Origin of the sequence: Actinomycetospora sp., from assembly GCF_036497245.1 — a bacterium.
GTDB lineage: Bacteria > Actinomycetota > Actinomycetes > Mycobacteriales > Pseudonocardiaceae > Actinomycetospora.
This window is the reverse complement of sequence record NZ_DASXJS010000219.1, coordinates 1-23,248: the sequence shown is the minus strand read 5'-3', so window position 1 is coordinate 23,248 and position 23,248 is coordinate 1. Positions and strand designations below refer to the sequence as shown.

Here is a 23,248-nt window from a genome sequence, read left to right as displayed (position 1 = left end):
TCAAACTCTCCAACAAAAACCGTTAGAAGAGAACAAACCCTCTCCTGACAAAACATCCAGCTCAAACAAAACCCCAAAAAAATGGGGCCAAAGCACACAAAACGTCAGCACACTGTTGAGTTCTCAAAGGACGACCACACGGACTGCCAGCCACCCTCACGGGGCGACCGCACCATCCGGTGCCATCAGGATCACCCTACCAAACCAGCTGGAGGGCAACCGTTCCAACTTATCCTGTCTCCGGGCCCGGGAGCAACCCCTTTGCCCTGGCGACATGGAGAACACTACAGGGCCGCTGTGGGCGCTGTTCCAGGGGGTGGGGCTTCCGCCGTCGTCGCAGGTCGGGCCGCGTTTCCGGCCCGACCCACGGACGTCACCCGCCGGACACGAGCTCCACGCCCGCCGTCGTCCGCTTGCCCCGGCGGACGACGAGCCACCGACCGTGGAGGAGGTCGGCGTCCGCCGGGGTCCAGTCCTCGGCATCGACCTTCGCGTTGTTCACGTAGGCGCCACCCTCGGCGACCGTCCGCCGTGCCGCGCCCCGGCTCGAGGCCAGGCCGGTGCCGACGAGGAGGTCGACCACCGTCGGGTTCTCGGTGCGCGGGACCGACGTCGACGGCACCTCGGCCAGTGCCGCAGCGAGGGTGTCGGCGTCGAGCTCGCGCAGCTCTCCCCGCCCGAACAGGGCCTGGCTGGCGGCCTCGACCCGGCGGACCTCGTCCTGCCCGTGGACCAGTGCCGTCACCGACTGGGCGAGAGCCCGCTGCGCCGCGCGCGCCTGCGGTCGGTCGACGGTGGCCTGCTCGAGCTCCTCGATCTCCTCGCGGGGCAGCCAGGTGAACGCCCGCAGGTACTCCCCGACCTTGGCGTCCTCGGCGTTGATCCAGAACTGGTAGAAGGCGTACGGGCTCGTCAGCGAGGCGTCGAGCCAGACGGTGCCGCCCTCGGTCTTGCCGAACTTCGAGCCGTCGGCCTTCGTGATCAGGGGTGTACCGAGGGCGTGGGCGGTGCGGCCCTCCACGCGGTGGATCAGGTCGATGCCCGCGGTCAGGTTGCCCCACTGGTCACTGCCCCCGGTCTGGAGCGTGCACCCGTAGCGGCGGTAGAGCTCGAGGAAGTCCAGGGACTGCAGGATCTGGTAGGAGAACTCGGCGTAGCTGATGCCCTCGTCGGACTCCATCCGCCGGCTCACGGCCTCCTTGGCGAGCATGCGCCCGACGCGGAAGTGTTTGCCCAGGTCCCGGAGGAAATCCAGCGCCGAGATGCCCTCGGTCCAGTCCAGGTTGTTCACGAGCAGGGCCGCGTGCTCCCCGGTGAAGTCGAGGAACGGCCGGAGCTGCGCACCGATCTTGTCGACCCAGTCCGCGACCACCTGGCGGTCGTTGAGCGTGCGCTCCGAGGTCGGCTTCGGGTCGCCGATCAGCCCGGTGGCGCCGCCGACGAGGGCGATCGGCCGGTGCCCCGCCTGCTGGAAGCGGGCGAGGGTCAGCCACTGGAGCAGGTGCCCGATGTGCGCGCTCGGGGCCGTCGGGTCGATCCCGGAGTAGAGGGTGACCGGTCCGGCGTCGAGGTCGCGGCGCAGCGCGTCGAGGTCGGTGCTCTGGGCGACGAGGCCCCGCCAGGCGAGGTCGTCGAGGATGTGCGGTGCGGTCACCGCCCCATTGTGTCGTGCGAGCGCCGTGCGGGACGACAGCTACCAGTCGGGCCCGTCGGCGCGTTCCCGCCCGGCCTTGTAGGGCGTGACGGCGGACGAGCCCGCGACCCACAGCCGCCACGGCCGCTGCTGGCCCGCGGCGACGCCGACGCGGGGACCGGTGCGGACGGCGTCGTCGGGGACCCGCTCCCCCGGCTCGAGCCGCACCGGCGACGCCGGGTCGACGAGGTCGACGCCGTTGTGCTCGCGCCCCAGCCCGAGCAGCGCGCAGAGACGGGCGGGCCCGCGCGCCAGCTCGGCGTCCCGTCCCCGCGCGGTCGGGCGGCGGACGTGCGCGATCCCCGGGTCGCTGAGCACCTCGCCCGCCCGCACCAGCACCGCGCCCGCCCGCCCCTCGTCCAGGGCGACGACGTTCGCACAGAAGTGCATGCCGTAGACGAAGTAGACGTACAGGTGGCCGGCCGGGCCCCACATCACCGCGTTGCGGGGGGTGCGGCCGCGGTAGCAGTGGGAGGCGGGGTCGTCCCGGCCCCGGTAGGCCTCCACCTCGACGACGCGGACCCGGACCTCGCCGTCGTCGGTGTCGGCGACCAGCTGGCACCCGAGCAGGACGCGCGCCGCGTCGAGCGGGTCCACCGCCAGCGCGGAGCGGTCCACGAGCGCGGCGGTCACCGGCGGTCGATCGGGACCGCCGCCCAGCCGCGGGCCTCGATGGTGGCGCCGACGATCCGGTCGTACTGCTCGGCGACCCGCTTCGGTGCGGTCCCGCCGTGTGCGTCCCGCGAGGCGATGGAGCCCTCCACGGTGAGCACCGAACGCACGTCCGGGGTGAGCGCCGGGTCGCAAGTGCTCAGCTCCTCGTCGGTGAGCTCGTCGAGGCCCACGTCCCGGGACTCGGCTGCGCGGACGCACGCGCCGGCCGCCTCGTGCGCCCGCCGGAACGGGACGCCCTGGCGGACGAGCCATTCCGCGATGTCCGTCGCGAGGGTGAACCCGGCCGGTGCCAGGGCGGCGAGCCGGTCCGTGTGGATCGTGAGGGTCCGGATCATCCCGGCCATGGCCGGCAGCACCATGGCCAGCTGGGCCACGGAGTCGAACAGCGGCTCCTTGTCCTCCTGCAGGTCCCGGTTGTAGGCCAGCGGCAGCGCCTTGAGCGTGGTCATCAGCCCGGAGAGGTTCCCGACGAGACGGCCGGCCTTCCCCCGGGCGAGCTCGGCCACGTCCGGGTTCTTCTTCTGCGGCATGATCGACGACCCCGTGGACCAGGAGTCGTGCAGCGTCGCGTACCCGAACTCCGCGGTCGCCCAGAGGATCAGCTCCTCGGCGATGCGCGACAGGTCGACCGCCACCATCGCGAGCACGAAGGCCCCCTCGGCGGCGAGGTCACGCGACGCGGTGCCGTCGATGGAGTTGTCGACGGCGTCGCGGAAGCCCAGGTCGCGGGCGACCGCGCCCGGGTCGAGCCCGAGGGAGGTCCCGGCGAGGGCCCCCGAGCCGTACGGCGAGAGCTCCAGGCGGCGGTCGAGGTCCCGGCAGCGTTCCAGGTCGCGCAGCAGCGCCTGGGCGTGCGCGCCGAGATGATGGGCGAGCAGGACCGGCTGGGCGTGCTGCAGGTGGGTGCGACCCGGCATGACCGCGTCCGGGTGGGCGCGGCCCTGCCCGACGAGCGCGTCGACGACGTCGCACACCCCGCGCGTGAGGTCGCGGAGCCGGTCCCGCAGCCACATCCGGAGCTGCGTGGCGATCTGGTCGTTGCGCGACCGGCCGGCCCGGAGCTTGCCGCCCAGCTCGGGCCCGACCCGCTCGATGAGCCCGCGCTCGAGGGCCGTGTGGACGTCCTCGTCGTCCTCGGCGGCGACGAAGGCGCCGGCGGCGACGTCGTCGGCGAGCCGGGCGAGACCGTCGAGCATCCCGCCGAGCTCGTCGTCGTCGAGCAGGCCCGCCCCGTGCAGGACGCGGGCGTGGGCACGCGAGCCCGCGATGTCGTAGGGAGCGAGCACCCAGTCGAACTGGGTGGACTTCGACAGCGCCGCCATCACGGCGTCGGGGCCCGAGGCGAATCGACCGCCCCAGAGCGCCGCGCCCGCCGGTCCCGCGCCGGGCGCGCTCACCGCTGCTCCCGCTCGAGGCTGACGTTCTCGCTCACCGCGGTTCCTCTTCCTGCTGGTCCGGGGATGTCCTGCTCGACCGCGTGCCCAACGTGCTCAGCAGCTCCGCGAGCCCGGCTCCGTCGAGCGGTTCCCGGGCGACGACGAGCACGGTGTCGTCGCCCGCGATGGTGCCCACCACCTCGGCGAGCGACGCCCGGTCGAGCGCGCTGGCGAGGTAGTGCGCGCCACCCGGCGGGGTCCGCAGGACGGCGAGGTTGCCGGAGTGGTCGGCCGACACCAGCAGTTCCGCGAGCAGCCGCGCCAGTCTGTCGGTGCCGCCGGTGACCCCGCGCACCGGGCTGCCGTCGTCGGGAACGACGTACCGGCCCGCCCCGCCGTCGGCGCCGCGCAGCTTGACCGCCCCGAGCTCGTCCAGATCCCGGGAGAGGGTGGCCTGCGTGACCTCGACGCCCTCGCGGGCGAGCATCCCGGCCAGCTCGGTCTGGCTGTGGACCTCCAGGGTGCTGATCAACGTCACGATGCGCGCCTGCCGGGAGGCCCGGCTCGACGCGGGCCGCAGGCGCTCGAGCCGTTCGCGGACCGCTGCCCGGTCCTCCGGGCGGACCTCCTCGACCGACTCGTCCCCGCCCAGCGCCCCGGCCGCGGACCCGTCGACCCGACTCATCGCCCGAGCAGCCAGGTGAGGACGGCCTTCTGGGCGTGCAGTCGGTTCTCGGCCTCGTCCCACACCGCCGAGGCCGGACCGTCGATCACGTCGGCGCTGATCTCGTCGCCGCGATGCGCGGGCAGGCAGTGCAGGATGGTCGCGCCGGGGGCCGCGTGGGCGACGAGGTCGGCGTCGATGCGGTACGGCAGGAAGGGTGCGATCCGGTCCAGGCCGTCCTCCTCGTGCCCCATCGAGGTCCAGGTGTCGGTGACGAGGACGTCCGCGCCCGCCACGGCCGACTCCGCGTCGGCCCGGCAGGCACTGTCGAGCACCGTCGCCGAGCCGCCGGTGTCGGCCGCCCGCCGTTGGGCGGCCTCGAGCACGGTCGGGTCGGGACGGAAACCCTCGGGGGAGGCCACCCGCACGTGCATGCCCGCGGTGACCCCGCCGAGCAGCAGCGAGTGGGCCATGTTGTTCGCGCCGTCGCCGAGGTAGGTCATGGTCAGGCCCGCGGTCCGGCCGTGGCGCTCGACGATGGTCTGGAGGTCGGCGAGGACCTGGCAGGGGTGGAAGCCGTCGGTGAGCGCGTTGATCACCGGCACCGATGCGTGGGCTGCCATCTCCTCGATGCGGTCGTCGGGACCGGTGCGCCAGACGATCGCGTCCACGTACCGCGAGAGGACCCGTGCGGTGTCCGCGATGGTCTCCCCCCGCCCGAGCTGGGCCGCGCGCCCGTCGATGATCACGGGTGTGCCGCCGAGCGCCCCGATGCCGACCTCGAAGGACACCCGGGTCCGGGTGGACGCCTTGTCGAAGATCACCGCCACCGCCCGCGGACCCGCGAGAGGCCGCACCCCGAACGGGTCCGCCTTCATCGTGGCCGCCAGCTCGAGGACCTCCGCCTGCTCGGCCGGGGTCAGGTCGTCGTCGCGGAGCAGGTGACGGCGGGGAGGGCTCGGTGCGGGCGCCCCGGAGCTGCCCGACCCGCCTGCCGGGGCCTCCGGCGGGGCGCTCACGACGCCGCCCCGGCCTCGGCGGCGCCCCGCGAGAGGACGGCGGGCAGGGCGGCGAGGAAGCCGTCCACCTGGGCGTCCGTGACGACGGCGGGCGGGGCCAGCCGCAGCCGCCCGGGGACAGGTCCGTTGACGAGGTACCCGGCCTCGCGGGCCGCCGTGGTGACCGGCCCTGACGCGTCCGCGGTGAGCGCGACGCCGATGAGCAGCCCCGCGGCGTCGACGTGGTCGACGAGCGGGTGGTCCATGCTCTCGATCCGGGTGCCCAGGTCCTTGCCCAGCGCGTCCGCGCGGTCGAGGAGACCCTCGCGGGCGATGGTGTCCAGGACGGCGAGCGCGGCTGCGCAGCAGACCGGGTTGCCCCCGAAGGTGGTGCCGTGAGCGCCGGGGCCGAGCAGGTCGGCCGCCGGGCCGAGGCCGACACAGGCTCCCAGCGGGAGGCCGCCGCCGAGGCCCTTCGCCAGGGTGACGACGTCGGGGACGATGCCCGCCCGCTGGTGGGCGAACCACACCCCGGTACGCCCGATCCCGGTCTGGATCTCGTCGATCACCAGCAGCGCGCCGTGCTCGGCGGTGATCTCGCGGGCCGCCTGGAGGTAACCCTCCGGCGGGATGATCACCCCGGACTCGCCCTGGATCGGCTCGAGGACCACCGCGGCCGTGTCGTCGTCGACGGCGGCCCGCAGCGCCTCGGCGTCGCCGTAGGGGACGAACTCCACGCCGGGCGGCATCGGCTCGAACGGCTCGCGCTTCGCGGGCTGGCCGGTGAGGGCGAGCGCCCCCATGGTCCGGCCGTGGAAGCCCCCGATCGTCGAGACGATCTTCAGCCGCCCGGTGCGGCGGGCGATCTTGAAGGCCGCCTCGTTGGCCTCGGCGCCGGAGTTGCACATCAGCACCCGGCCGTCCGGGGCGCCGAGCAGGGCGAGCAGGCGCTCGCCGAGCTCCACCGTGATCGGGTTGATCACCAGGTTCGAGGTGTGCCCGAGCGTGGCGACCTGCCGGGAGACGGCCTCGACGACCGCCGGGTGCGCATGGCCCAGGAGGTTGACGGCGATGCCGCCGAGCAGGTCGAGGTACTCCCGGCCGTCGGCGTCCCAGACCCGGGCTCCCTCGCCTCGCACCAGGCTCACGGGAGGCGTGCCGTAGTTGCCCATCATGGTGTTCGACCAGCGGCGGCGGAGGTCCTCACCGGTCGGTGTCGCTGTGGTCATGCGGGGGGACCTCCTTCGCTGGCGGACGGGGCGGGGACGACCATCGTCCCGACACCCTTACTGGTGAAGACCTCGAGCAGCACCGAGTGCGCCACGCGACCGTCGATGACGTGCGCACGCGGGACCCCGCCGTCGACGGCCCGCAGGCACGCCTCCATCTTCGGGATCATGCCGCTGGCCAGTCCGGGGAGGAGCTCCCCGAGCTCGTCGGCGTCGATCTCGGTGCGCAGGCTGGAGCGTTCGGGCCAGTCGGTGTAGAGGCCCTCGACGTCGGTGAGGACGACGAGCTTGCGGGCCCCGAGGGCGACGGCGAGCGCGCCCGCCGCGGTGTCGGCGTTGACGTTGTGCACGACGCCGTCCGCGTCCGGGGCGACCGTGGAGATCACCGGGATGCGACCGCCGGCCACGAGGTCGAGCACCGCGGCCGGGTTCACCTCGACCACGTCGCCGACCAGACCGACGTCGACGTCCTCGCCGTCGACCCGGGCCGTGCGGCGGGCCGCGGTGAACAGCCGGGCGTCCTCGCCGGACATCCCGACCGCGAGCGGCCCGTGGGCGTTGACCAGGCCGACGAGCTCGCGGCCCACCTGCCCGACGAGGACCATGCGGACGACGTCCATGGTCTCGGGCGTGGTGACCCGCAGCCCGCCCCGGAACTCCCCCGGCATGTCCAGCCGCTCGAGCATCGAGGTGATCTGCGGACCGCCCCCATGGACGACGACGGGGCGGATGCCGGCGAGCCGGAGGAAGACCATGTCCTCGGCGAAGGCCCGGCGCAGCTCGTCGTCGACCATCGCGTTGCCGCCGTACTTGACGACGACGATCGCGTTCTGGAACTCGCGCAGCCACGGCAGGGCCTCGGCGAGCACGGCGGCCTTGGCCTGTGCCTCCTCCGGCGAGGTCGCCGCCTCTCCGACGGCGGTCGGGGTGCCGGTCATGTCGAGTACGCGCTGTTCTCTTCGACGTAGGCGTGCGAGAGGTCGGTGGTCAGCACCGTCGCGGTCCCCCCGCCGAGCCCGAGGTCGACCTCGACCGTGATCTCCGGCCCGAACAGGTCGGCCTTCGAGCGGTCGCCCACCGCGGCCGCCGCGGAGCAGAGCAGGACCCCGTTCACGGTCACCGCGAGGCTCGCCGGGTCGACGCGGGCCTCGCTCGCCCCGATCGCGGCGGCGATGCGGCCCCAGTTCGGGTCGGACCCGAAGAGCGCCGTCTTGACGAGGCTGTCGCGCGCGACGGCCCGGGCGCCGACCAGGGCGTCGGCGTCGGAGTCGGCCCCGGCGACGGTGACCGCGATGCGCTTGGTGACGCCCTCCGCGTCGGCCTGCAGGCCGCGGGCGAGGTCGGCGCAGACGGCCTCCAGCGCCTCGGCGAACTCGGCCTCCCCGGGGGCGACCCCCGAGGCGCCGGACGCCAGGAGCAGCACCGTGTCGTTGGTGCTGGTGGATCCGTCGATGTCGAGGCGGTCGAAGGTGACGGCGGTGGCCGCCCGCAGCGCACGGTCGGCCGTGTCCGCGTCGAGGACCGCATCCGTGGTGACGACCACCAGCATCGTCGCGAGGCTGGGCGCCATCATCCCGGCGCCCTTGGCGAACCCCCCGACGGTCCACGAGCCGTCGTGCGGGCTCCGCCGGGCCTGCTTGTCCACGGTGTCGGTGGTGAGCACCGCGGTGGCCGCCCGCGTGCCCGCCTCCGGGCCGGTCTCGAGCACCGCGGCGGCGTCGTCGATCCCGGCGAGCAGCGAGTCGATCGGCAGGCGCTCGCCGATCAGGCCGGTGGAGCACACCGCGATCTCGATCGCGCCGCACCCGAGCACCTCGGCCGCCCTCTCCGCGGTGTGGTGGGTGTCGGCGAAGCCGTCGGGGCCGGTGCAGGCGTTGGCGCCGCCGGAGTTGAGCACGACCGCGCGGATCGAGTGCTCGCGCAGGACCTGCTCCGACCACAGCACAGGCGCGGCCTTGACCTGGTTCCGCGTGAAGACCCCGGCCGCCGTCGTCCGCGGGCCGTCGTTGACGACGAGCGCGAGATCCGGGCGGTCGCCGTGGGCCCGCAGACCGGCGCGGACGCCCGCGGCGCGGAATCCGGCGGCGGCGGTGACGCTCACGGGGTCCTCCTCGGCACGGCGGGATCGGGGGTCACGGGGCGAGCCCGGCCGTCGGCAGGCCGAGGGTCTCGTCGAGACCCAGGGCGAGGTTGACCGACTGGAAGGCGCCGCCCGCGGTGCCCTTGGTCAGGTTGTCGATGACCGCGGTGGCCACCAGGCGGCCCGCGTCGAGGTCCACCTCGACCTGCACCTGCACGGTGTTCGCGCCGATGACGTTCTTGGTGGCCGGCTGGACGCCCTCGGGCAGCAGGTGCACGAACGGTTCCGCGCGGTAGGCCTTGGCGTACGTCGCGCGGGCCTCCGCCGCATCGATGCCGGGGTCGGCGAGCGGAGCGCTGACGACCGCGAGGATGCCGCGGGGCATCGGGGCGAGGACCGGGGTGAACGACACCGTGACCGGGCCCGCGCCGAGCCCGGAGAGGTTCTGGATGATCTCCGGGGTGTGGCGGTGCGCGCCGCCGACCCCGTAGGCGGTGGCCGAGCCCATGACCTCGGAGCCGAGCAGGTGCGGCTTGGCCGCCCGCCCGGCCCCGGAGGTGCCGGAGAACGCCACGACGCTCACCTCGGGGCCGACCAGACCGGTGCCGATCGCGGGGATCGCCGCGAGCGTCGCCGTCGTCGGGTAGCAGCCGGGGACCGCGATCCGGCGCGTCCCGGCCAGCGTCTGACGCGTGCCGGGGAGCTCCGGGAGCCCGTAGGGCCAGGACCCGGCGTGCTCGCCCCCGTACCAGCGTTCCCACGCCTTCGGGTTCCGCAGCCGGTGGTCCGCGCCGCAGTCGACCACCAGGACGTCGTCCGGAAGCTGCGCGGCGAGCTCGGCGGAGCGCCCGTGCGGCAGGGCGAGGAACACCACGTCGTGCCCCGCGAGCGCCTCCACCGAGGTCGCCTCGATCGGGCGGTCGGCCAGGGCGGTGAGGTGGGGCTGGTGGGCGCCGAGCAGAGTGCCCGCCGAGTCCCCCGCCGTCAGCGCGCCGACCTCCACCTCGGGATGACCGAGCGCGAGCCGCAGGAGCTCCCCTCCGACATAGCCGCTCGCCCCGGCCACCGCGATCCGCATGCGTATGACTATGCAGGATCACGAAAGGTCATGCAACGGGGTTCGCACGGCTCACCGGGCCGCGATCTCCACCGAGATCGCCTCGGCGTGCTCGATGACCATCGGGGCGCACCGGTCCCGCAGCTCGGCCACCGACAGCCGCGCCGCGTTGACCGAGACGTTGAGCGCGGCGATCACCTCCCCGCGGTGACGCACCCCCGCGGCGACCGACCGCACACCCTCCTCCCGCTCGCCGTCGATCAGCGAGTACCCGTCACGACGGACCTGGTCGAGGACGTCCCGCAGCCGCTGCGGGTCGGTGACGGTCCGGGGCGTGAGCGCGCGGAGCTCCACGGTGCGCAGGTACTCCTCGAGCCGTCCCTCGGGCAGCGCGGCGAGCAGCACCCGCCCGAGGGAGGTGGGATAGGCGGGGAGCCGGGACCCGACGTTGAGCGTGATGGCGACGCTGCGCGGGCTCGGGACGCGGGCCAGGTAGACGATCTCGTCGCCGTCCAGGGCGGCCAGCGAGGACGACTCCTGCAGCGACGTCGAGAGGCTGCGCATGTGCCCCTCCGCGGTCTCCCACCAGGGCGAGGAGGAGAGGTAGCCGTACCCGAGCCGCAGCACCTTCGCGGTGAGGCGGAAGCGACGGTCGTGCTCCTCGGCGAACCCGAGGCGCGTGAACGTCAAGAGGATGCGCCGCGCGGTCGCGCGGGTGAGCCCGGTCAGGTCGGCGACGCGGCTGACGGAGAGCTCCGGGTGCTCGGTGGAGAAGACCGTCATGACCTGCAGCGCCTTGTCGACCGAGTCGATGACGTCGGGATCCTCGCGGGACACGGGGCCCAGTCTGCCCATCGGCCGCCGCCGACCGGGTCCCGCGACACGCCACGCCCTTGACACGCACCCTGCGCTGCGCCGACGGTGTTCGTACGACAGACGCGCAATTGTGCGTCAGTCGCACAATTCGGCGACAGCGAGGTTCCGATGTCGGCACGCACGATCGTCCGCAGCGCCTTCACCACGCGGCTCTGGGTCACCGTCCTCGTCGCGATCGTGGCGGGAGCGGCGCTCGGGCTCGTCGCCCCCGGCGTGGGCGCCGCCCTCGAGCCCGTCGGCACCGGCTTCATCGCCCTGATCCGGATGCTCATCGCACCGGTGGTCTTCTGCACGATCGTCACGGGCGTCGCGTCCGCGGGTCAGCTCGCCTCGGTGGGACGCATCGGCGTGAAGGCCCTCGTCTACTTCGAGGTGATGACCACCCTCGCCCTCGTGGTGGGGCTCGTCGTCATGGACCTCGCCCGCCCCGGGGCGGGGGTCCACGCCCGCGCGGGAGCACTGACACTCTCGGGCAGCGCGGCGCAGTACGCCCAGGAGGGCGCGGGCACGCACTGGTACGACTTCCTGGTCGACATCGTCCCGAGCGGGGTCGTCAATGCCTTCACCGAGGGCAACGTCCTGCAGGTGCTGCTGGTGTCGCTCCTGTTCGCCGTGGCCGTGAAGGCGATGGGGCCCGCGGGCCGGCCGATCGTGGCCGCCGTCGAGCGGATCGGCGACGCGATGTTCGGGATGATCCGCCTGGTCATGTACCTCGCGCCGCTGGGCGCGTTCGGGGCGATGGCCTACACGACGGGCAAGTTCGGCGTCGGGACCCTGCTCAGCCTCGGGAACTTCGTGCTGCTCTTCTGGGCCACCGGCATCGTGTTCGGCCTCGTGGTCTTCGGCGCGCTCGCGCGCCTCTGCGGCCTGCGCGTCCTCGCGCTCTACCGCTACTTCTCGGACGAGCTCCTGATCACCCTGGGCACCTCGAACTACGAGGTCGTCATGCCGGACCTGATCCGCAAGCTCACCCACCTCGGCGCCCCGCGGCGCATCGTCGGGCTCGTCGTGCCCTCCGGCTACGCGTTCAACGGCGACGGGGTGTGCCTCTACCTCGGCTTCGCGTCCCTGTTCATCGCACAGGCCTTCGACATCGAGCTCTCGCTCTGGCAGCAGATCGCCCTGCTTGCGGTCTTCCTCGTGACGTCGAAGGGCAGCGCCGGGGTCGCCGGAGCCGGCTTCGTCATCCTCGCGGCGACCCTCGGCACGACGGGCGCCGTCCCGGTGGTCGGCATCATGCTGATCATCGGCGTCGACCGCTTCCTCTCGACGATGCGCGGACTCGTCAGCCTGGCCGGCCAGATCCTCGGCAGCCTCGTCGTCGCGCGGTGGGAGGGCAGGCTCGACCTGGAGCGGGCGCGTGCGGTGCTGCGCGGCGAGGACGTGGCCGAGGCCGTCGACGAGCCCGGTGACCTGACCGAGCCCGACGCGTCCCCCGCCGACGAGAACCGGCCCGTCTCCGCCACCGCGTCCTGACCGGCGACACCCCGACCCCTTCGACGAGGAGCCCCATGGCCCGCCTGGACGACGCCGACACCGACCCCGCGCCCGGACCGTCCGGAGAGGTGACCGAGCGGATCCTCGCCCGACGCGGCGGCACGCTGACCCCGCTGGACCGCATGCTGCTCCACAGCCCCCCGATCGCCGACGGCTGGAACGCGCTGCTCGGCGCCGTGCGCACCGGCGCGGAACTCGCGGACGACGTGCGGGAGCTCGCCGTGCTGCGGGTGGCTACCCTCAACGGCGCCGATTACGAGTGGCGGGCGCACGAGCCCGTCGGCCGCGACGCCGGTCTCGGGGACACCGAGATCGCGGTGCTCCGTGGCGGTACCGCGGGGGACGGCGCCACCGGGGACGGCGCCATGGGCGCCAGGGCCGACGACGTCCTGGCCCCGCGGCTCGCCGCCGCGCTGGCCTACACCGACGCGATGACTCGGCACGTGACGGTGCCCGACGCGGTCTTCGCCGCCCTCGGCGACCACTTCGACGACCGCGAGATCGTCGAGCTCACCGCGACCGTGGCCGCCTACAACCTGGTGTCGCGGTTCCTGGTCGCGCTGCAGGTCGGCGAGCAGCGCCGGGACGCGGCGTGAGCGACCGGCTCGCAGGCAAGGTCGCGCTCGTGACCGGGGCGGGGAGCGTCGGACCGGGCTGGGGCAACGGTCGGGCGACCGCGGTGGCGTTCGCCCGCGAGGGGGCACGGGTCCTGGCCGTGGACCGGGACGCCGACGCGCTCGAGGAGACCCTCACCCTCGTCGGCGAGGGAGCCGGCGTGGGGGGCGGCGTGGGGGGCGGCGAGGTGCAGGGCCACGTCGGCGACGTCACCGTCGCCGCAGGCGTCGCGGCGGCGGTCGAGGCCGCCGTGGAACGCCTGGGCGGTCTCGACGTCCTGGTGAACAACGTCGGCGGCTCCCGCCACGGCGGGGCGGCTGAGCTCGACGAGCAGGCCTGGCGGACGCAGCTCGACGTCAACCTCTCCAGCGCCTACCTGGGCTGCCGGTACGCGATCCCCGCGATGCGGGAGCGGGGCGGCGGGGCGATCGTCAACATCGCGTCGACGTCGGGGCTGCGCTGGACCGGCTCACCGCAGGTCGCCTACGCGGCCGCGAAGGCCGGCGTCGTGTCCCTGTCCCGCGTCACCGCCGTGCAGTACGCGCCCGAGGGCATCCGGGTGAACACCGTCATTCCGGGTCAACTGCACACCCCGCTGGTCGAGGCCCGCCTGGCGGGACAGCGTGCGGGCGGCGACCTCGGGTCGCTGCTCGAGCAGCGGGTCGCCCGCATCCCACTCGGCTTCATGGGCGACGGTCGCGACACCGCGGCGGCGGCGCTCTTCCTCGCCTCCGACGAGGCTCGCTTCGTGACCGGCACCGAGATCGTCGTGGACGGCGGCATGACCGCCCGGTGCGACTGAGGAGGTGGACGTGCCCGACAACCCCGGGCCACACCCGGATCCGCACCCGCCGTCGTGGGCACTCCCCGCACGGGCGTGCGACGCGCACTGCCACGTCTTCGGCCCCGTCGACCGTTTCCCGTACGCCGCGGACCGGACGTTCACCCCACCCGACTCCCCGCTCGCGGACCTGCAGGCCCTGCACCGGCTGCTCGGCGTCGAGCGTGCCGTCATCGTGCAGTCCGCGGTGCACGGGACCGACCACGCCTCGCTGTACTCCGCCCTGGCCGACGGGGCGGGGCGGTACCGCGGGGTCGCCCTCGTCCGCCCCGACACCGATCCCGCGGAGGTCGCCCGGCTGCACGAGGCCGGGGTCCGCGGCGCCCGGCTCCACTTCACTCCGCACCTGGGGGCCGCGCCGACGGCCGACGAGATCGACGCCGTCGTGCGCCTGGTCGCCCCGCACGGCTGGCACCTCGCGCTGCACGTCGCGGGGAACGGGATCGCCGAGCACGCCGAGATGGTCCGGTCGCTGCCGACGCGCGTCGTGATCGACCACATGGGACGGGTCGACCTCACCGCCGGCCCGCGCTCACCCGCGGTCGAGTCGCTGCGACGGCTCCTCGACACCGGCGACGTCTGGGTCAAGCTCTCGGGCGCCGACCGCGTGGCCACGGCCCCGCCCTCGCTGGCCGACGCGGCCGACCTCGCGGCTCTGCTCGTCCGGTCGGCGCCGGACCGGGTGCTGTGGGGCACCGACTTCCCGCATCCGAACGTCCGCGGGTTCGTGCCCGACGACGGCGACCTCGTCGACCTGCTCCCGAAGATCGCGCCGGACCCCGCCGACCGGGAGCGGATCCTCGTCGACAACCCGACGACCTGCTTCGACTTCCCGTGACCGAGGGTCTGCTGTTCGTGCTCGCCGAGCCCGGTGAGGTGCCGCTCGCCGAGTTCCACGAGTGGTACGACGCCGACCACGCCCCTGCCCGGGTCGCGGTGCCGGGCGTCCACGCGGGCCAGCGGTTCGCGGCCGTCGACGACGGGTCACCGGGCTGGCTCGCCGTCTACCCGCTGCGCCTCGACGCCCTGGACTCCGCCGAGTACGCGAGCGCCCGGGTCCGCAGCCCCTATGAGCGCACCGTCGTCGAGCGGCTCGCGACCCTGGACCGGCGGATCTACCGACGGCTCGACGCACCCGGTCCGCCCGCGCCGGGGCCCGCATCGCTGCTGCTCACCGTCGGGATGACCAGCACGGACCCCGGCGCGCTCGAGGAGTGGTACCTCCGCGAGCACCTCCCGCTGCTGCGTGCCGTCCCCGGATGGCGCCGGGCGACACGGTTCCGGCGCCTCGTGGGCGGCGGGCCCGACCACCTCACGGTCCACGAGCTCACCGACGCGTCGGTGTTCGACGACGCGGGCTACCGGCGTGCGGTCTCCACCCCGTGGCGGGAGGAGATCATGGCGACCGTCGTCGCGTACGAACGGCGCCTGTTCGCGCACCACCGCACGGTGACGACTGCCGGACCGTGACGCCCGGCGAACCGTGACGCCTGGCGAACCGTGACGCCTACCGCTCCAGGAAGTCGTGACGCCCCGGACGGATCCACGTGAGGGCCGGCTGGTCCCCGGTGATCGCGTGGTCCGGGCGCGCCCCGGCCGGGACGGCGGGGGCCGATCCGACCGCGGACGGGAACGACGGGTGCGGCTCGCGCAGGGTCGGCTGGTCCACCTCGACGGTGACGCGGGCCGGAGCCGCGCCCCAGACCGCCGGGGCGGCCACCGAGGGCGCGACCGAGGATGTGGAGTTTCTGACGTCGGACGTCTGCGTCGCCGCATCGCTGACGCCGGCGGCGACGCCCACGGGCACGTCCACGTCCGCATCCCCCCGGCGCGGGGCGGGCACCACGGCGCCTGCGGCCACCGGGTCCCGGCCGAGCAGCGCCGAGCCGACCCAGTCCAGGACGATGCGGGCCTTGCGCTCGGCCGTCGGCATGGCCCACAGGTGGTAGGCGCGGTGCAGCACGTAGGCCGGCCACCCCATCAGCCGCAGCCCGCGGATCTCGGCCACACCGCGCCTGCGGCCGAGACCCGCCACGACGCCGGTCGACGAGTGCCGGTACGGCTGCAGCGGCCGCCCGCCGAGGAACGCCACGACGTTGTCGGCGAGGACCTGCGCCTGCCGGACCGCGTGCTGGGCGGTGGGTGCGGTCAGCACCTTCGGGTCCTCGTCGGCCAGCAGGGCACCGCGCGCGAGGTCGGGCACCGCGGCACCGTCACCCGCGGCGAAGGCGTGCGGCCTGCCGATGACCTGCAGCATCGCCGTGCAGCGGACCTTGCCGGTGCGCTCGAGGGGCAGGTCGGTGCGCTCGAGCAGCGGGTGCGGGCGGGTGCCCGCCGCCACGATCACCGTGTCGGACGGGATCGCGGTGCCGTCCGCGAGCCGCACCTCGCCGTCGAGGGCGGAGACCAGCCCCGCGCCGACGCGCACCTCGATGCCGCGTCGGGTCAGCTTGCCGTGCACGCGCGCCGCGGTCGGCTCGGTGACCTCGGGCATGATCCGCCGGGCCGCCTCGACGAGCACCCAGCGCATCTCGTCCGGGTCGACCCCGATCTGGCGTCCGGCCCGGCGGGTGAGGTCCTCCAGCTCGCCGAGGGCCTCGATGCCCGCGAAGCCGCCGCCGACGACGACGAACGTGAGCAGCCGCCGTCGGCGTGCCGCCTCGGCCGGCGAGGTGGGCGCGATCGAGGCGGCGGCGTCGAGCCGGGAGAGCACGTGGTCGCGCAGCGCGGCGGCGTCGCCGACCGAGCGGAAGCCCAGGGCGCGCTCGGCCAGCCCGGGGACCGGGAGCTCGCGGGCGATGGCCCCGGGGGCGACGACGAGGACGTCGTAGGGGACCTCCCGCGAGGACCCGTCGGGCAGGTGCACGACGGCGTGGCGGCGGACGTCGTCGACGGCCACGACGGAGCCGGTGACGACGTCGCAGCGGTCGAGCACGCGGCGCAGGGAGACCGTGAGGTGCCGCGGCGCGATGGAGCCTCCGGCGGCCTCGGGCAGGAACGGCTGGTAGGTCATGTGCGGCTGCGGGTCGACCACGGTCACCGAGCCGATCGGCACCGAGGCGCGGGAGCGCCCGGGCCTGCTGCCGCGGTGCCTGCCGTCGCCGGCGATGCCCAGGCGGGCCTGGAGTGCCCGCGCGGCGACGAGCCCGACGTAGCCGCCGCCGACGACGAGCACGCGGGCGCCGGGCACGAAGTCTCCGGTGTCGGGCGCGGCGTCCTCGGACGTGCGGAACAGGGCGGTGCCGGCGAGCACGGCGGTGCCCAGACCGAGCGCGACGGTGGCGACGCCGAGGGCGAGCCACACACCGACGACGCCGCCGACCCAGAGGCCGAGCGCCAGCGCGGGGAGCGTGAGGACGCCGAGAACGGCGAGCAGCCGGGCGGCCCTGCGGGGCCGGGGGCCGGACGGTGACCACTGGAACTGGTCGGGACTGCTCATGCGGGGACGGAGCTCCCTCGGGGGTCGGGTGCGAGTCCGCCCCGCCGCCGGGTCGGGGGAACCGGCGGCGGGGACGGACGTCAACGCTAGGGAGTCGCGCATTCGCGCAGCGCCAACATGAGAACCGCGGCACCGGGTGCCGCCCGACGCCGCGATCAGGGCGCCCAACTGCAGTGTGATCGTCCGTTCGGACCAGGAGGTTCCGGTGCTCGCGGAACCCGGCTCTCAGGAAGCGCCGTCCACCCACTCCGGCCCGCCGTCGGTGGCGAGCAACGCCTCACGGAGGTCACCCTTGAGGACCTTGCCGGCCGCGGACATCGGCAGAGCGTCCACCGTGTAGATCCGGCGCAGGCGCTCGTAGGGGCGGACGACGCCGTTCACCGCGGCGGCCAGTTCGCCCACCGCGCCGTCGGGGGCGCCGGGGACGAGCACGACCGCGGCGGTCGGCAGCTCGCCGACCGCGTCGTCGGGGAGCCCCACGACGGCGGCGGTGCGGACCTCCGGCCGCGCGGCCAGCAGTTCCTCGAGCTCGCGCGGGAAGACGTTGTAGCCCTTGTAGAGCAGCATGTCCTTGGCCCGGTCGACCACCTCGAGGTACCCGTCCTCACCGAGGATCCCGATGTCCCCGGTGCGCAGCCAGCCGTCGACGAGTCCGGCGGCGGTCTCGTCCGGACGCTCGTGATAGCGCTGCATCACCTGCGGTCCGCGGGCCCAGATCTCGCCGCGGTCGCCGAGGGTCACCGGCTCGTCGCCGGGCCTGCCGGACTCGACGGGAAGCAGCACGATCTCGGTGTTCGGGACCGGCAGGCCGACCGTCCCGACGCGCCGGGACGCCGACCGCTCCGAGGGCGAGATGCAGAGGCCCATGGTCGCCTCGGTGAGGCCGTACCCCTCGACGACGACGGCCCCAGGCATCAGCGCGGCGATCTTCTCGGCCTGCGCGACGGCCATCGGGCTGGCCCCCGAGGTCACGGTGCGCACCGAGCCCAGGTCACGCGTCGAGGCCTCCGGGTGGGCGAGCAGCGCGTGGTACATCGCGGGCGCCCCGGACAGCGTCGTCACCCGGTGCCGCTCGACGTCGGCGAGGTACACGGCCGGGTCGAAGCGGTCCTGGATCACGGCGGTCGCGCCGGTGACCAGGCCGATGGTCAGGCCGTTGGTCCCCATCGCGTGGAACCACGGGGCGACGGCGAGCGAGACCGCCTCGCCGAGCCGGACCGGGTGCTCCTCGGGCGGCGAGGTCTGCTCCACGGTGACCCCGCCCGCGACGTCCGGCACCGGATCCGCCCCCGCCGACGTCGCCACGTACTGCAGGACGTTGGCCACGACGTTCGCGTGGGTCAGCTCGACGCCCTTGGACCGTCCCGTCGTGCCGCCGGTGTAGGCCAGGTGGGCGAGCGCGACGGCGGGGTCCAGGTCGACCCACGGGGGCGAGGTGTGCTCGCCGACGGGGAGGTCGAGGTGCCGGCCGTCGGTCGTGATCACGTTCTCCAGCGACGGGTCCAGGCTCACGACGGCGACCGCGCCCGCGTCGGCGAGCTGCGCGTCGAGCAGGTCGCGGGGCAGGGCCGGGCTGGCGAGCGCGACGGTGGCCCCGGCCAGCAGGATCCCGTGGTAGGCGATCGGCCAGGCGAGCCGGTTGGGCAGATGCAGCGCGACGACGTCGCCCGGGCGGACGCCCCGCTCGACGAGCGCATGCGCGACGTCGCACGCCTCCTCCCACAGCCCGCGGAAGGTGATGACGTCGTCGTGGTGCACGAGGGCGGGCCGGTCGGAGTACCGGCGGGCCGCTCCGTCGAGCAGTGCGCCGACCGGGACCGTCGGGATGTCGATGCTGTGGGGCGCCGTCACCGCGGACGTCCCCGGTCGAGGGCTGCGCTGCTCCCGTGCCGTAGAGGTCATGACCCGGGAGTCTGCTCCCTGATCGCGGCCCCGTACATGATCACCCGAAGAGCTCCCGTTCCACCCGCCGGTTCTTCCCGGTGCCCGCCCACTTCCAGCAGCCGACCACGCGGCCGTCGCGCACGATCGTCGGCCGGAAGACCCCGTTGCCCCCGGGCACGATCCGGTCCGCGTGCTCGGCATCGAGGATCTCGGCGCGCTCGCCGTAGCCGAGCACGAACTCGTCGAACCCGGGCAGGAGGAGCTCGCCGCCGGGGTCGGTGGCCGATTCGAGGCGCTCCGGGGTGGCCGGGTCGAGGAACATCCCCGCCCCGTCGGAGACGAGGTGCTCCCGCGCGCCGTCGATCGCGGTCCGGACGTCGGCGGCGGGCAGCCCCGTCCAGCGGGCGAAGTCCTGGCGGCGGGCCGGCCCGTGGCCGGTGAAGTAGGTCCGCGCCCACTCGGCCAGCGCTTCCTCCCGGTCGAGCGTGCGCGGCTCCGGCACCCAGTCGTCGAGCAGCACCAGCCCCTGTTCCGGGCTCGATGGTCGAGCTCCGCTCCGCTGCGTCTCCTTGGACGTCACGAACGGCCCGTACGCCAGCACCCCGTGCATCGCGAGCACCGAGATCGTGTGCGTGACGTGCGAGGACTCGAGGGCCAGGCCTGCGTCCGCCCAGCGCTGGGCGAGCTCGGCGCGGGTGAGCCGCCCGCCCCCGGCCAGGGCCTCGCGCGCCACTTCGCCCGCGCGCTCGACGGTCTCGTCGGCCAGCCCGAACTGCGTCCGGCGCTTCGCCGCCTCGGCCAGCGGGCGGGCCGTGGCCAGCGGGAGCATCCAGGCCAGGTCGCGGGCCGGGACGACGTGCAGGGTCCGGCGCATGGGCCAGGACCGGACGACGAGGCCGTCGTCGAACGCCTGCCGCGCCTCGCCGACGTCCCCGGACGACGTCCGCAGCGCGATCGACTCGAGCACGCCCGGCAGGTCCTGACCCTGCGCGGCACCGAGCACCGCCACGGCGTCGGCGGGCGTGGCGCAGCGCGGCCCGACCAGGCGCAGGGCGGCGAGGCGAAGCATGCCGACCGAGCTCGAGCCCACGGAGTTCCCGCCCACGGAGTTCACGGGCGAATCGTCGCAGGCGGTCGGGGGGAGCTGGCAGCATCTCGCCCCATGACCTACTGCGTCGCGGACTACCTCTTCGACCGGCTCGCCGAGGTCGGCGTCGAGCACGTCTTCGGGGTCCCGGGCGACTACAACCTCGCGATGCTCGACCACGTCGTCGGTCACGAGCAGCTCAGGTGGGTCGGGTGCGCGAACGAGCTCGACGCCGGGTACGCCGCCGACGGCTACGGCCGGCTGCGCGGGATGGCCGCCCTGGCGACGGCGTTCGGGGTCGGCGAGCTGTCCGCGATCAACGCGATGGCCGGGAGCTTCGCCGAGCACGTCCCGGTCGTGCACGTCGTCGGCGCCCCGTCGACCGACCACCAGGACGCGCACCGGGTGGTGCACCACTCGCTGGGCGACGGCGTGTTCACCCACTTCATGACGATGCACGAGGGCATCACCTGCGCCCGTGCGGCCGTGACCGTCGACACCGCCCGCGCCGAGATCGACCGGGTGCTCGCCGAGGTCCGGGACCGGCACCTGCCGGGCTACCTGCTGATCCCGACCGATGTCTCCGCCGCCGCCGTCGAACCGCCGTCGGAACCCCTGCCCGCCCCCGTCGACACCACTGATCCGGAGGCGCTGGCCGGGTTCGTCGAGAGCGCCCGTGCCCTGCTGGAACGGGCGGGCTCGGTCGACCGGGTCGCGCTGCTCGCCGGGCTGCTGACCCACCGCGTGGGCGGGCGGGACGTGCTCCGCGAGCTGCTCGGCGCGGGCCCGGTGCCGCACGCGACGACGGTGTGGGCGAAGAGCCTCGTCGACGAGAGCGTGAACCACTTCGTGGGGACGTACGCGGGCGGCGCGAGCGCCGAGGAGGTCCGGGCCATCGTGGAGGACGCGGCGGCGCTGATCGTCGCCGGCGTCCAGTTCACCGACCTGACCAGCGGGTTCTTCACCCAGCGGATCACCCGGTCGCGCACGATCGAGCTCGGGCCGCGGACCGCGAGCGTCGGCGCCGCGACCTTCTCCCCCGTCGAGCTGCCGTCCGCCCTCGGTGCGCTCGTCCCGCTCGTGCGCGAGCTCGCCGCCCAGGGCGGGGCGACGCCGCGGCAGCCTGCCCCGACCCCGCCGCTCCCGGCCGCGGACGCGTCCGAGCCGCTGAGCCAGGACGCGCTGTGGGCGGAGGTCGCGGGTTTCCTGCGCGAGGGCGACGTCGTGCTCGCCGACCAGGGCACGTCGTTCTACGGCGCCTCCACGCACCGGCTCCCGAGCGGGGTGACGTTCATCGGGCAGCCGCTGTGGGCCTCGATCGGCTACACGCTCCCGGCCACCCTCGGCGCCTGCCTGGCCCAGCCCGACTCACGGGGGATCCTGCTCATCGGCGACGGCGCCGCGCAGCTGACGGTCGCCGAGCTCGGGACGATGGTGCGGGAGGGTCTCGCCCCGCTCGTCGTCGTGGTCGACAACGACGGGTACACCGTCGAGCGCGCCATCCACGGGCCGACCGAGCCGTACAACGACATCACGCGCTGGGACTGGACGGCCGTCCCCGCGATGTTCGCCCCGGCCGGCGGGGCCAGGGCGTGCCACGCGGAGACGGTGGGGGCGCTGCGGGAGGCCCTCGCCGCGGCGCGCGACGACCCGTCGACGATGGCCGTGGTCCAGGCGGTGGTCCCGCGCGACGACGTCCCGCAGCTGCTCGCCGACCTGACGAAGGCGCTGGGTCAGGCCAACTCGAAGGCCTGAGCCAGCCACGCGACGGCGAGCGCGTCGACCTGCGCCGCGTGGGCGGTCTGCGGTGCGGCCTCGACCCCGGGCTCCTCGGCGAGCGCGTGGCCCATCCCGTCGATCACGTGCAGGTCGGCGTCCACCCCGCGCTCGCGCAGCAGGTCACGCAGCCGGCCCGCCGGGTAGAGGAACGCCTCGGCGGCGTCCCGCGCGCCGACGATGCAGCGCACCGGCACGTCCCCGAGCTCCCCGGACCTGGCCACGAGATCCATCCGGTCTCCCACGGCCTCGGACTCGGGCGTCCAGCGGTAGTCCATCCCGAAGAACGCCGCGAGCTCCGCCACCACCGGCCGCAACTGCAGGAGCGGGCTGATCAGGACCGCGGCACGCGCATCGACGACCTTCTCGACGACGGCCGCCCCGGCGATCCCTGCCCCCGCCGAGCCACCGACGACGGCGACCGGTCCGCCGCCGATGCCGTGCTCCGCGCGCACCGCGTCGAGGAACGCGGGCAGCTCGGCGACGGCCCGGGCGTTGACGGCCCCGTGCAGGTTGAGGACCGGCTCCTCCTGACCGAGCCGCATGATCTCCTCGAAGCCCGGCGAGCGCGCCCCGCACATCGGCAGGCCGGGGTAGAGCCGCCAGGCGTCGAGACCCTCGAGCGGCAGCGCGGCGGCGAAGGCCTGCTCGGTGCGCGGCGCGTCCATGAGGTGCCAGGCGAGGACCACCGGCGCGTCGGGACGCGGGGTGGCCGGCGGGCGCAGCACGTAGGGCACGCCTGCGGCGGTCCCGATGACGGCGTCGGGGGCGAGTGACATGGCGACCTCCGGAGGTGGACGAGTCCAGTTTAGCTGGACAGCGTACAGTTGGACAGGATGAGGGGACCGGGGCAACGGGCGGGGCTGAGCCGCGAGGCCGTCGTGTCGGCGGCGCGGGCGGTGCTCGAGCAGGGCCCGACGTTATCGATGCGCGCCGTGGCCGCGCGGCTGGGCGTCGCACCGAACGCCCTCTACAGCCACGTCGAGGGCCGGGACGGGTTGCTCGACGCGGTGCTCGACGACCTGCTGGGCGCGCTCGCGCTCCCCGCGCCGGACACGGACCCGGCGGCCGGGCTCACCGAGGTCATGACCGCCAGCCACGAACTGCTGCTCTCCCACCCCGGGCTCGTGCCGCACTTCGTGGCCCGTCAGGGGGCGCGGGGGGAGAACGCGCAGCGGCTCGGGGAGTCGATGCGGGTCCTGCTCGCCCGTGCCGGGGTGGACGACCGCGCGGCGCAGGACACCGCGATCCGCGTCCTGGTGACCCACGCGATCGGCGACGCCGCGGTCGCCGCCTCCCCCGACGGCGGGCCGGTGCCGGTCGACGAGCTGCGGGCGAGCTACGCGACCGGGCTGGGGTGGCTGTTGACCGGTGCGCTCCCGCGCTCGTGAGCACTTTCGGGCGCTATAGCGCCCGAAAGTGCTCACGAGCGCGGGAGCGCACCGGTCAACAGCCACCCCA

21 protein-coding genes are annotated in these 23,248 nt (G+C 74.5%); 7 read left to right on the top strand and 14 right to left on the bottom strand.

The window, feature by feature from the left end:
* Positions 1–373: 373 nt before the first annotated feature.
* The 10 genes from tyrS to VGI02_RS23280 form a co-directional block, all read right to left on the bottom strand.
* Complete coding sequence (gene tyrS, locus VGI02_RS23325) at positions 374–1,654, bottom strand: tyrosine--tRNA ligase (protein ID WP_331631347.1); 1,281 nt, start codon at positions 1,652–1,654, stop codon at positions 374–376.
* Between the two features lie 39 nt (positions 1,655–1,693).
* The gene (locus VGI02_RS23320) at positions 1,694–2,326 is read right to left on the bottom strand and encodes a DNA-3-methyladenine glycosylase (protein ID WP_331631345.1); all 633 of its coding nucleotides are present in this window, start codon (positions 2,324–2,326) and stop codon (positions 1,694–1,696) included.
* Positions 2,323–3,765 carry an argininosuccinate lyase gene (argH, locus tag VGI02_RS23315; RefSeq protein WP_331631343.1) on the bottom strand — a complete coding sequence of 481 codons (1,443 nt, stop codon included), beginning with the start codon at positions 3,763–3,765 and terminating at the stop codon, positions 2,323–2,325. The genes VGI02_RS23320 and argH overlap by 4 nt, the downstream gene beginning before the upstream one ends.
* A gap of 31 nt (positions 3,766–3,796) precedes the next feature.
* Positions 3,797–4,429 carry an arginine repressor gene (locus tag VGI02_RS23310; protein ID WP_331631341.1) on the bottom strand — a complete coding sequence of 211 codons (633 nt, stop codon included), beginning with the start codon at positions 4,427–4,429 and terminating at the stop codon, positions 3,797–3,799.
* Positions 4,426–5,349: an ornithine carbamoyltransferase gene (gene argF, locus VGI02_RS23305; RefSeq protein ID WP_331631351.1), complete on the bottom strand. Its 924-nt coding sequence runs from the start codon at positions 5,347–5,349 to the stop codon at positions 4,426–4,428. The genes VGI02_RS23310 and argF overlap by 4 nt, the downstream gene beginning before the upstream one ends.
* Before the next feature lie 74 nt (positions 5,350–5,423).
* A complete protein-coding gene (locus VGI02_RS23300) occupies positions 5,424–6,635 on the bottom strand; it encodes an acetylornithine transaminase (RefSeq protein WP_331631339.1) in 1,212 nt (403 codons plus the stop codon).
* Positions 6,632–7,573 carry an acetylglutamate kinase gene (gene argB / locus VGI02_RS23295; RefSeq protein WP_331631337.1) on the bottom strand — a complete coding sequence of 314 codons (942 nt, stop codon included), beginning with the start codon at positions 7,571–7,573 and terminating at the stop codon, positions 6,632–6,634. The genes VGI02_RS23300 and argB overlap by 4 nt, the downstream gene beginning before the upstream one ends.
* A complete protein-coding gene (argJ, locus tag VGI02_RS23290; RefSeq protein ID WP_331631335.1) occupies positions 7,570–8,736 on the bottom strand; it encodes a bifunctional glutamate N-acetyltransferase/amino-acid acetyltransferase ArgJ in 1,167 nt (388 codons plus the stop codon). The genes argB and argJ overlap by 4 nt, the downstream gene beginning before the upstream one ends.
* Before the next feature lie 31 nt (positions 8,737–8,767).
* Entirely contained in the window at positions 8,768–9,799 is a 1,032-nt protein-coding gene (gene argC, locus VGI02_RS23285) for an N-acetyl-gamma-glutamyl-phosphate reductase (protein ID WP_331631349.1), read from the bottom strand.
* A 45-nt stretch (positions 9,800–9,844) separates the two neighbouring features.
* Entirely contained in the window at positions 9,845–10,609 is a 765-nt protein-coding gene (locus tag VGI02_RS23280) for an IclR family transcriptional regulator domain-containing protein (protein ID WP_331631333.1), read from the bottom strand.
* A gap of 147 nt (positions 10,610–10,756) precedes the next feature.
* Here VGI02_RS23280 and VGI02_RS23275 point away from each other — a divergent pair, with 147 nt between their 5' ends.
* From VGI02_RS23275 to VGI02_RS23255, 5 genes are read left to right on the top strand one after another with little or no spacing between them, the layout of a single operon-like run.
* Complete coding sequence (locus VGI02_RS23275) at positions 10,757–12,124, top strand: cation:dicarboxylate symporter family transporter (protein ID WP_331631331.1); 1,368 nt, start codon at positions 10,757–10,759, stop codon at positions 12,122–12,124.
* Between the two features lie 35 nt (positions 12,125–12,159).
* Positions 12,160–12,741, top strand: a complete 582-nt coding sequence (locus tag VGI02_RS23270) for a carboxymuconolactone decarboxylase family protein (RefSeq protein WP_331631329.1) — start codon at positions 12,160–12,162, stop codon at positions 12,739–12,741.
* Positions 12,738–13,562, top strand: a complete 825-nt coding sequence (locus tag VGI02_RS23265) for an SDR family NAD(P)-dependent oxidoreductase (protein WP_331631328.1) — start codon at positions 12,738–12,740, stop codon at positions 13,560–13,562. The genes VGI02_RS23270 and VGI02_RS23265 overlap by 4 nt, the downstream gene beginning before the upstream one ends.
* Before the next feature lie 10 nt (positions 13,563–13,572).
* Positions 13,573–14,439 carry an amidohydrolase family protein gene (locus VGI02_RS23260; RefSeq protein ID WP_331631327.1) on the top strand — a complete coding sequence of 289 codons (867 nt, stop codon included), beginning with the start codon at positions 13,573–13,575 and terminating at the stop codon, positions 14,437–14,439.
* Positions 14,436–15,071 carry a hypothetical protein gene (locus VGI02_RS23255; protein WP_331631325.1) on the top strand — a complete coding sequence of 212 codons (636 nt, stop codon included), beginning with the start codon at positions 14,436–14,438 and terminating at the stop codon, positions 15,069–15,071. The genes VGI02_RS23260 and VGI02_RS23255 overlap by 4 nt, the downstream gene beginning before the upstream one ends.
* A 37-nt stretch (positions 15,072–15,108) precedes the next feature.
* Here the strand turns inward: VGI02_RS23255 and VGI02_RS23250 are convergent, their stop codons facing one another.
* The 3 genes from VGI02_RS23250 to VGI02_RS23240 form a co-directional block, all read right to left on the bottom strand.
* Positions 15,109–17,040 (bottom strand): NAD(P)/FAD-dependent oxidoreductase, encoded by a 1,932-nt coding sequence (locus VGI02_RS23250; RefSeq protein ID WP_331631323.1) that lies wholly within the window; start codon positions 17,038–17,040, stop codon positions 15,109–15,111.
* A 225-nt stretch (positions 17,041–17,265) separates the two neighbouring features.
* On the bottom strand, positions 17,266–18,942 hold the full coding sequence (locus VGI02_RS23245; protein WP_331631321.1) for a class I adenylate-forming enzyme family protein: 1,677 nt from the start codon (positions 18,940–18,942) through the stop codon (positions 17,266–17,268).
* A 40-nt stretch (positions 18,943–18,982) separates the two neighbouring features.
* Positions 18,983–20,038 (bottom strand): winged helix DNA-binding domain-containing protein, encoded by a 1,056-nt coding sequence (locus tag VGI02_RS23240; protein WP_331631319.1) that lies wholly within the window; start codon positions 20,036–20,038, stop codon positions 18,983–18,985.
* 48 nt (positions 20,039–20,086) lie between these two features.
* Between VGI02_RS23240 and VGI02_RS23235 the strand changes: the two genes are divergently transcribed.
* A complete protein-coding gene (locus VGI02_RS23235; protein WP_331631317.1) occupies positions 20,087–21,766 on the top strand; it encodes an alpha-keto acid decarboxylase family protein in 1,680 nt (559 codons plus the stop codon).
* Here the strand turns inward: VGI02_RS23235 and VGI02_RS23230 are convergent.
* Entirely contained in the window at positions 21,745–22,566 is an 822-nt protein-coding gene (locus tag VGI02_RS23230; RefSeq protein WP_331631315.1) for an alpha/beta hydrolase, read from the bottom strand. The two genes, VGI02_RS23235 and VGI02_RS23230, sit on opposite strands and share 22 nt — an antisense overlap.
* A 57-nt stretch (positions 22,567–22,623) precedes the next feature.
* On the opposite strand from VGI02_RS23230, the gene VGI02_RS23225 reads away from it, so the two are divergent.
* Positions 22,624–23,178: a TetR/AcrR family transcriptional regulator gene (locus tag VGI02_RS23225; protein WP_331631313.1), complete on the top strand. Its 555-nt coding sequence runs from the start codon at positions 22,624–22,626 to the stop codon at positions 23,176–23,178.
* Positions 23,179–23,248 lie beyond the last annotated feature (70 nt).

Coding starts and splice junctions, on each gene's coding strand:
- VGI02_RS23235 (WP_331631317.1), top strand. CDS start 20,087: ATGACCTACTGCGTCGCGGACTACCTCTTCGACCGGCTCGCCGAGGTC.
- VGI02_RS23310 (WP_331631341.1), bottom strand. CDS start 4,429: ATGAGTCGGGTCGACGGGTCCGCGGCCGGGGCGCTGGGCGGGGACGAG.
- argB (WP_331631337.1), bottom strand. CDS start 7,573: ATGACCGGCACCCCGACCGCCGTCGGAGAGGCGGCGACCTCGCCGGAG.
- VGI02_RS23225 (WP_331631313.1), top strand. CDS start 22,624: ATGAGGGGACCGGGGCAACGGGCGGGGCTGAGCCGCGAGGCCGTCGTG.
- VGI02_RS23250 (WP_331631323.1), bottom strand. CDS start 17,040: ATGAGCAGTCCCGACCAGTTCCAGTGGTCACCGTCCGGCCCCCGGCCC.
- VGI02_RS23300 (WP_331631339.1), bottom strand. CDS start 6,635: ATGACCACAGCGACACCGACCGGTGAGGACCTCCGCCGCCGCTGGTCG.
- VGI02_RS23270 (WP_331631329.1), top strand. CDS start 12,160: ATGGCCCGCCTGGACGACGCCGACACCGACCCCGCGCCCGGACCGTCC.
- VGI02_RS23245 (WP_331631321.1), bottom strand. CDS start 18,942: ATGACCTCTACGGCACGGGAGCAGCGCAGCCCTCGACCGGGGACGTCC.
- VGI02_RS23275 (WP_331631331.1), top strand. CDS start 10,757: ATGTCGGCACGCACGATCGTCCGCAGCGCCTTCACCACGCGGCTCTGG.
- VGI02_RS23230 (WP_331631315.1), bottom strand. CDS start 22,566: ATGTCACTCGCCCCCGACGCCGTCATCGGGACCGCCGCAGGCGTGCCC.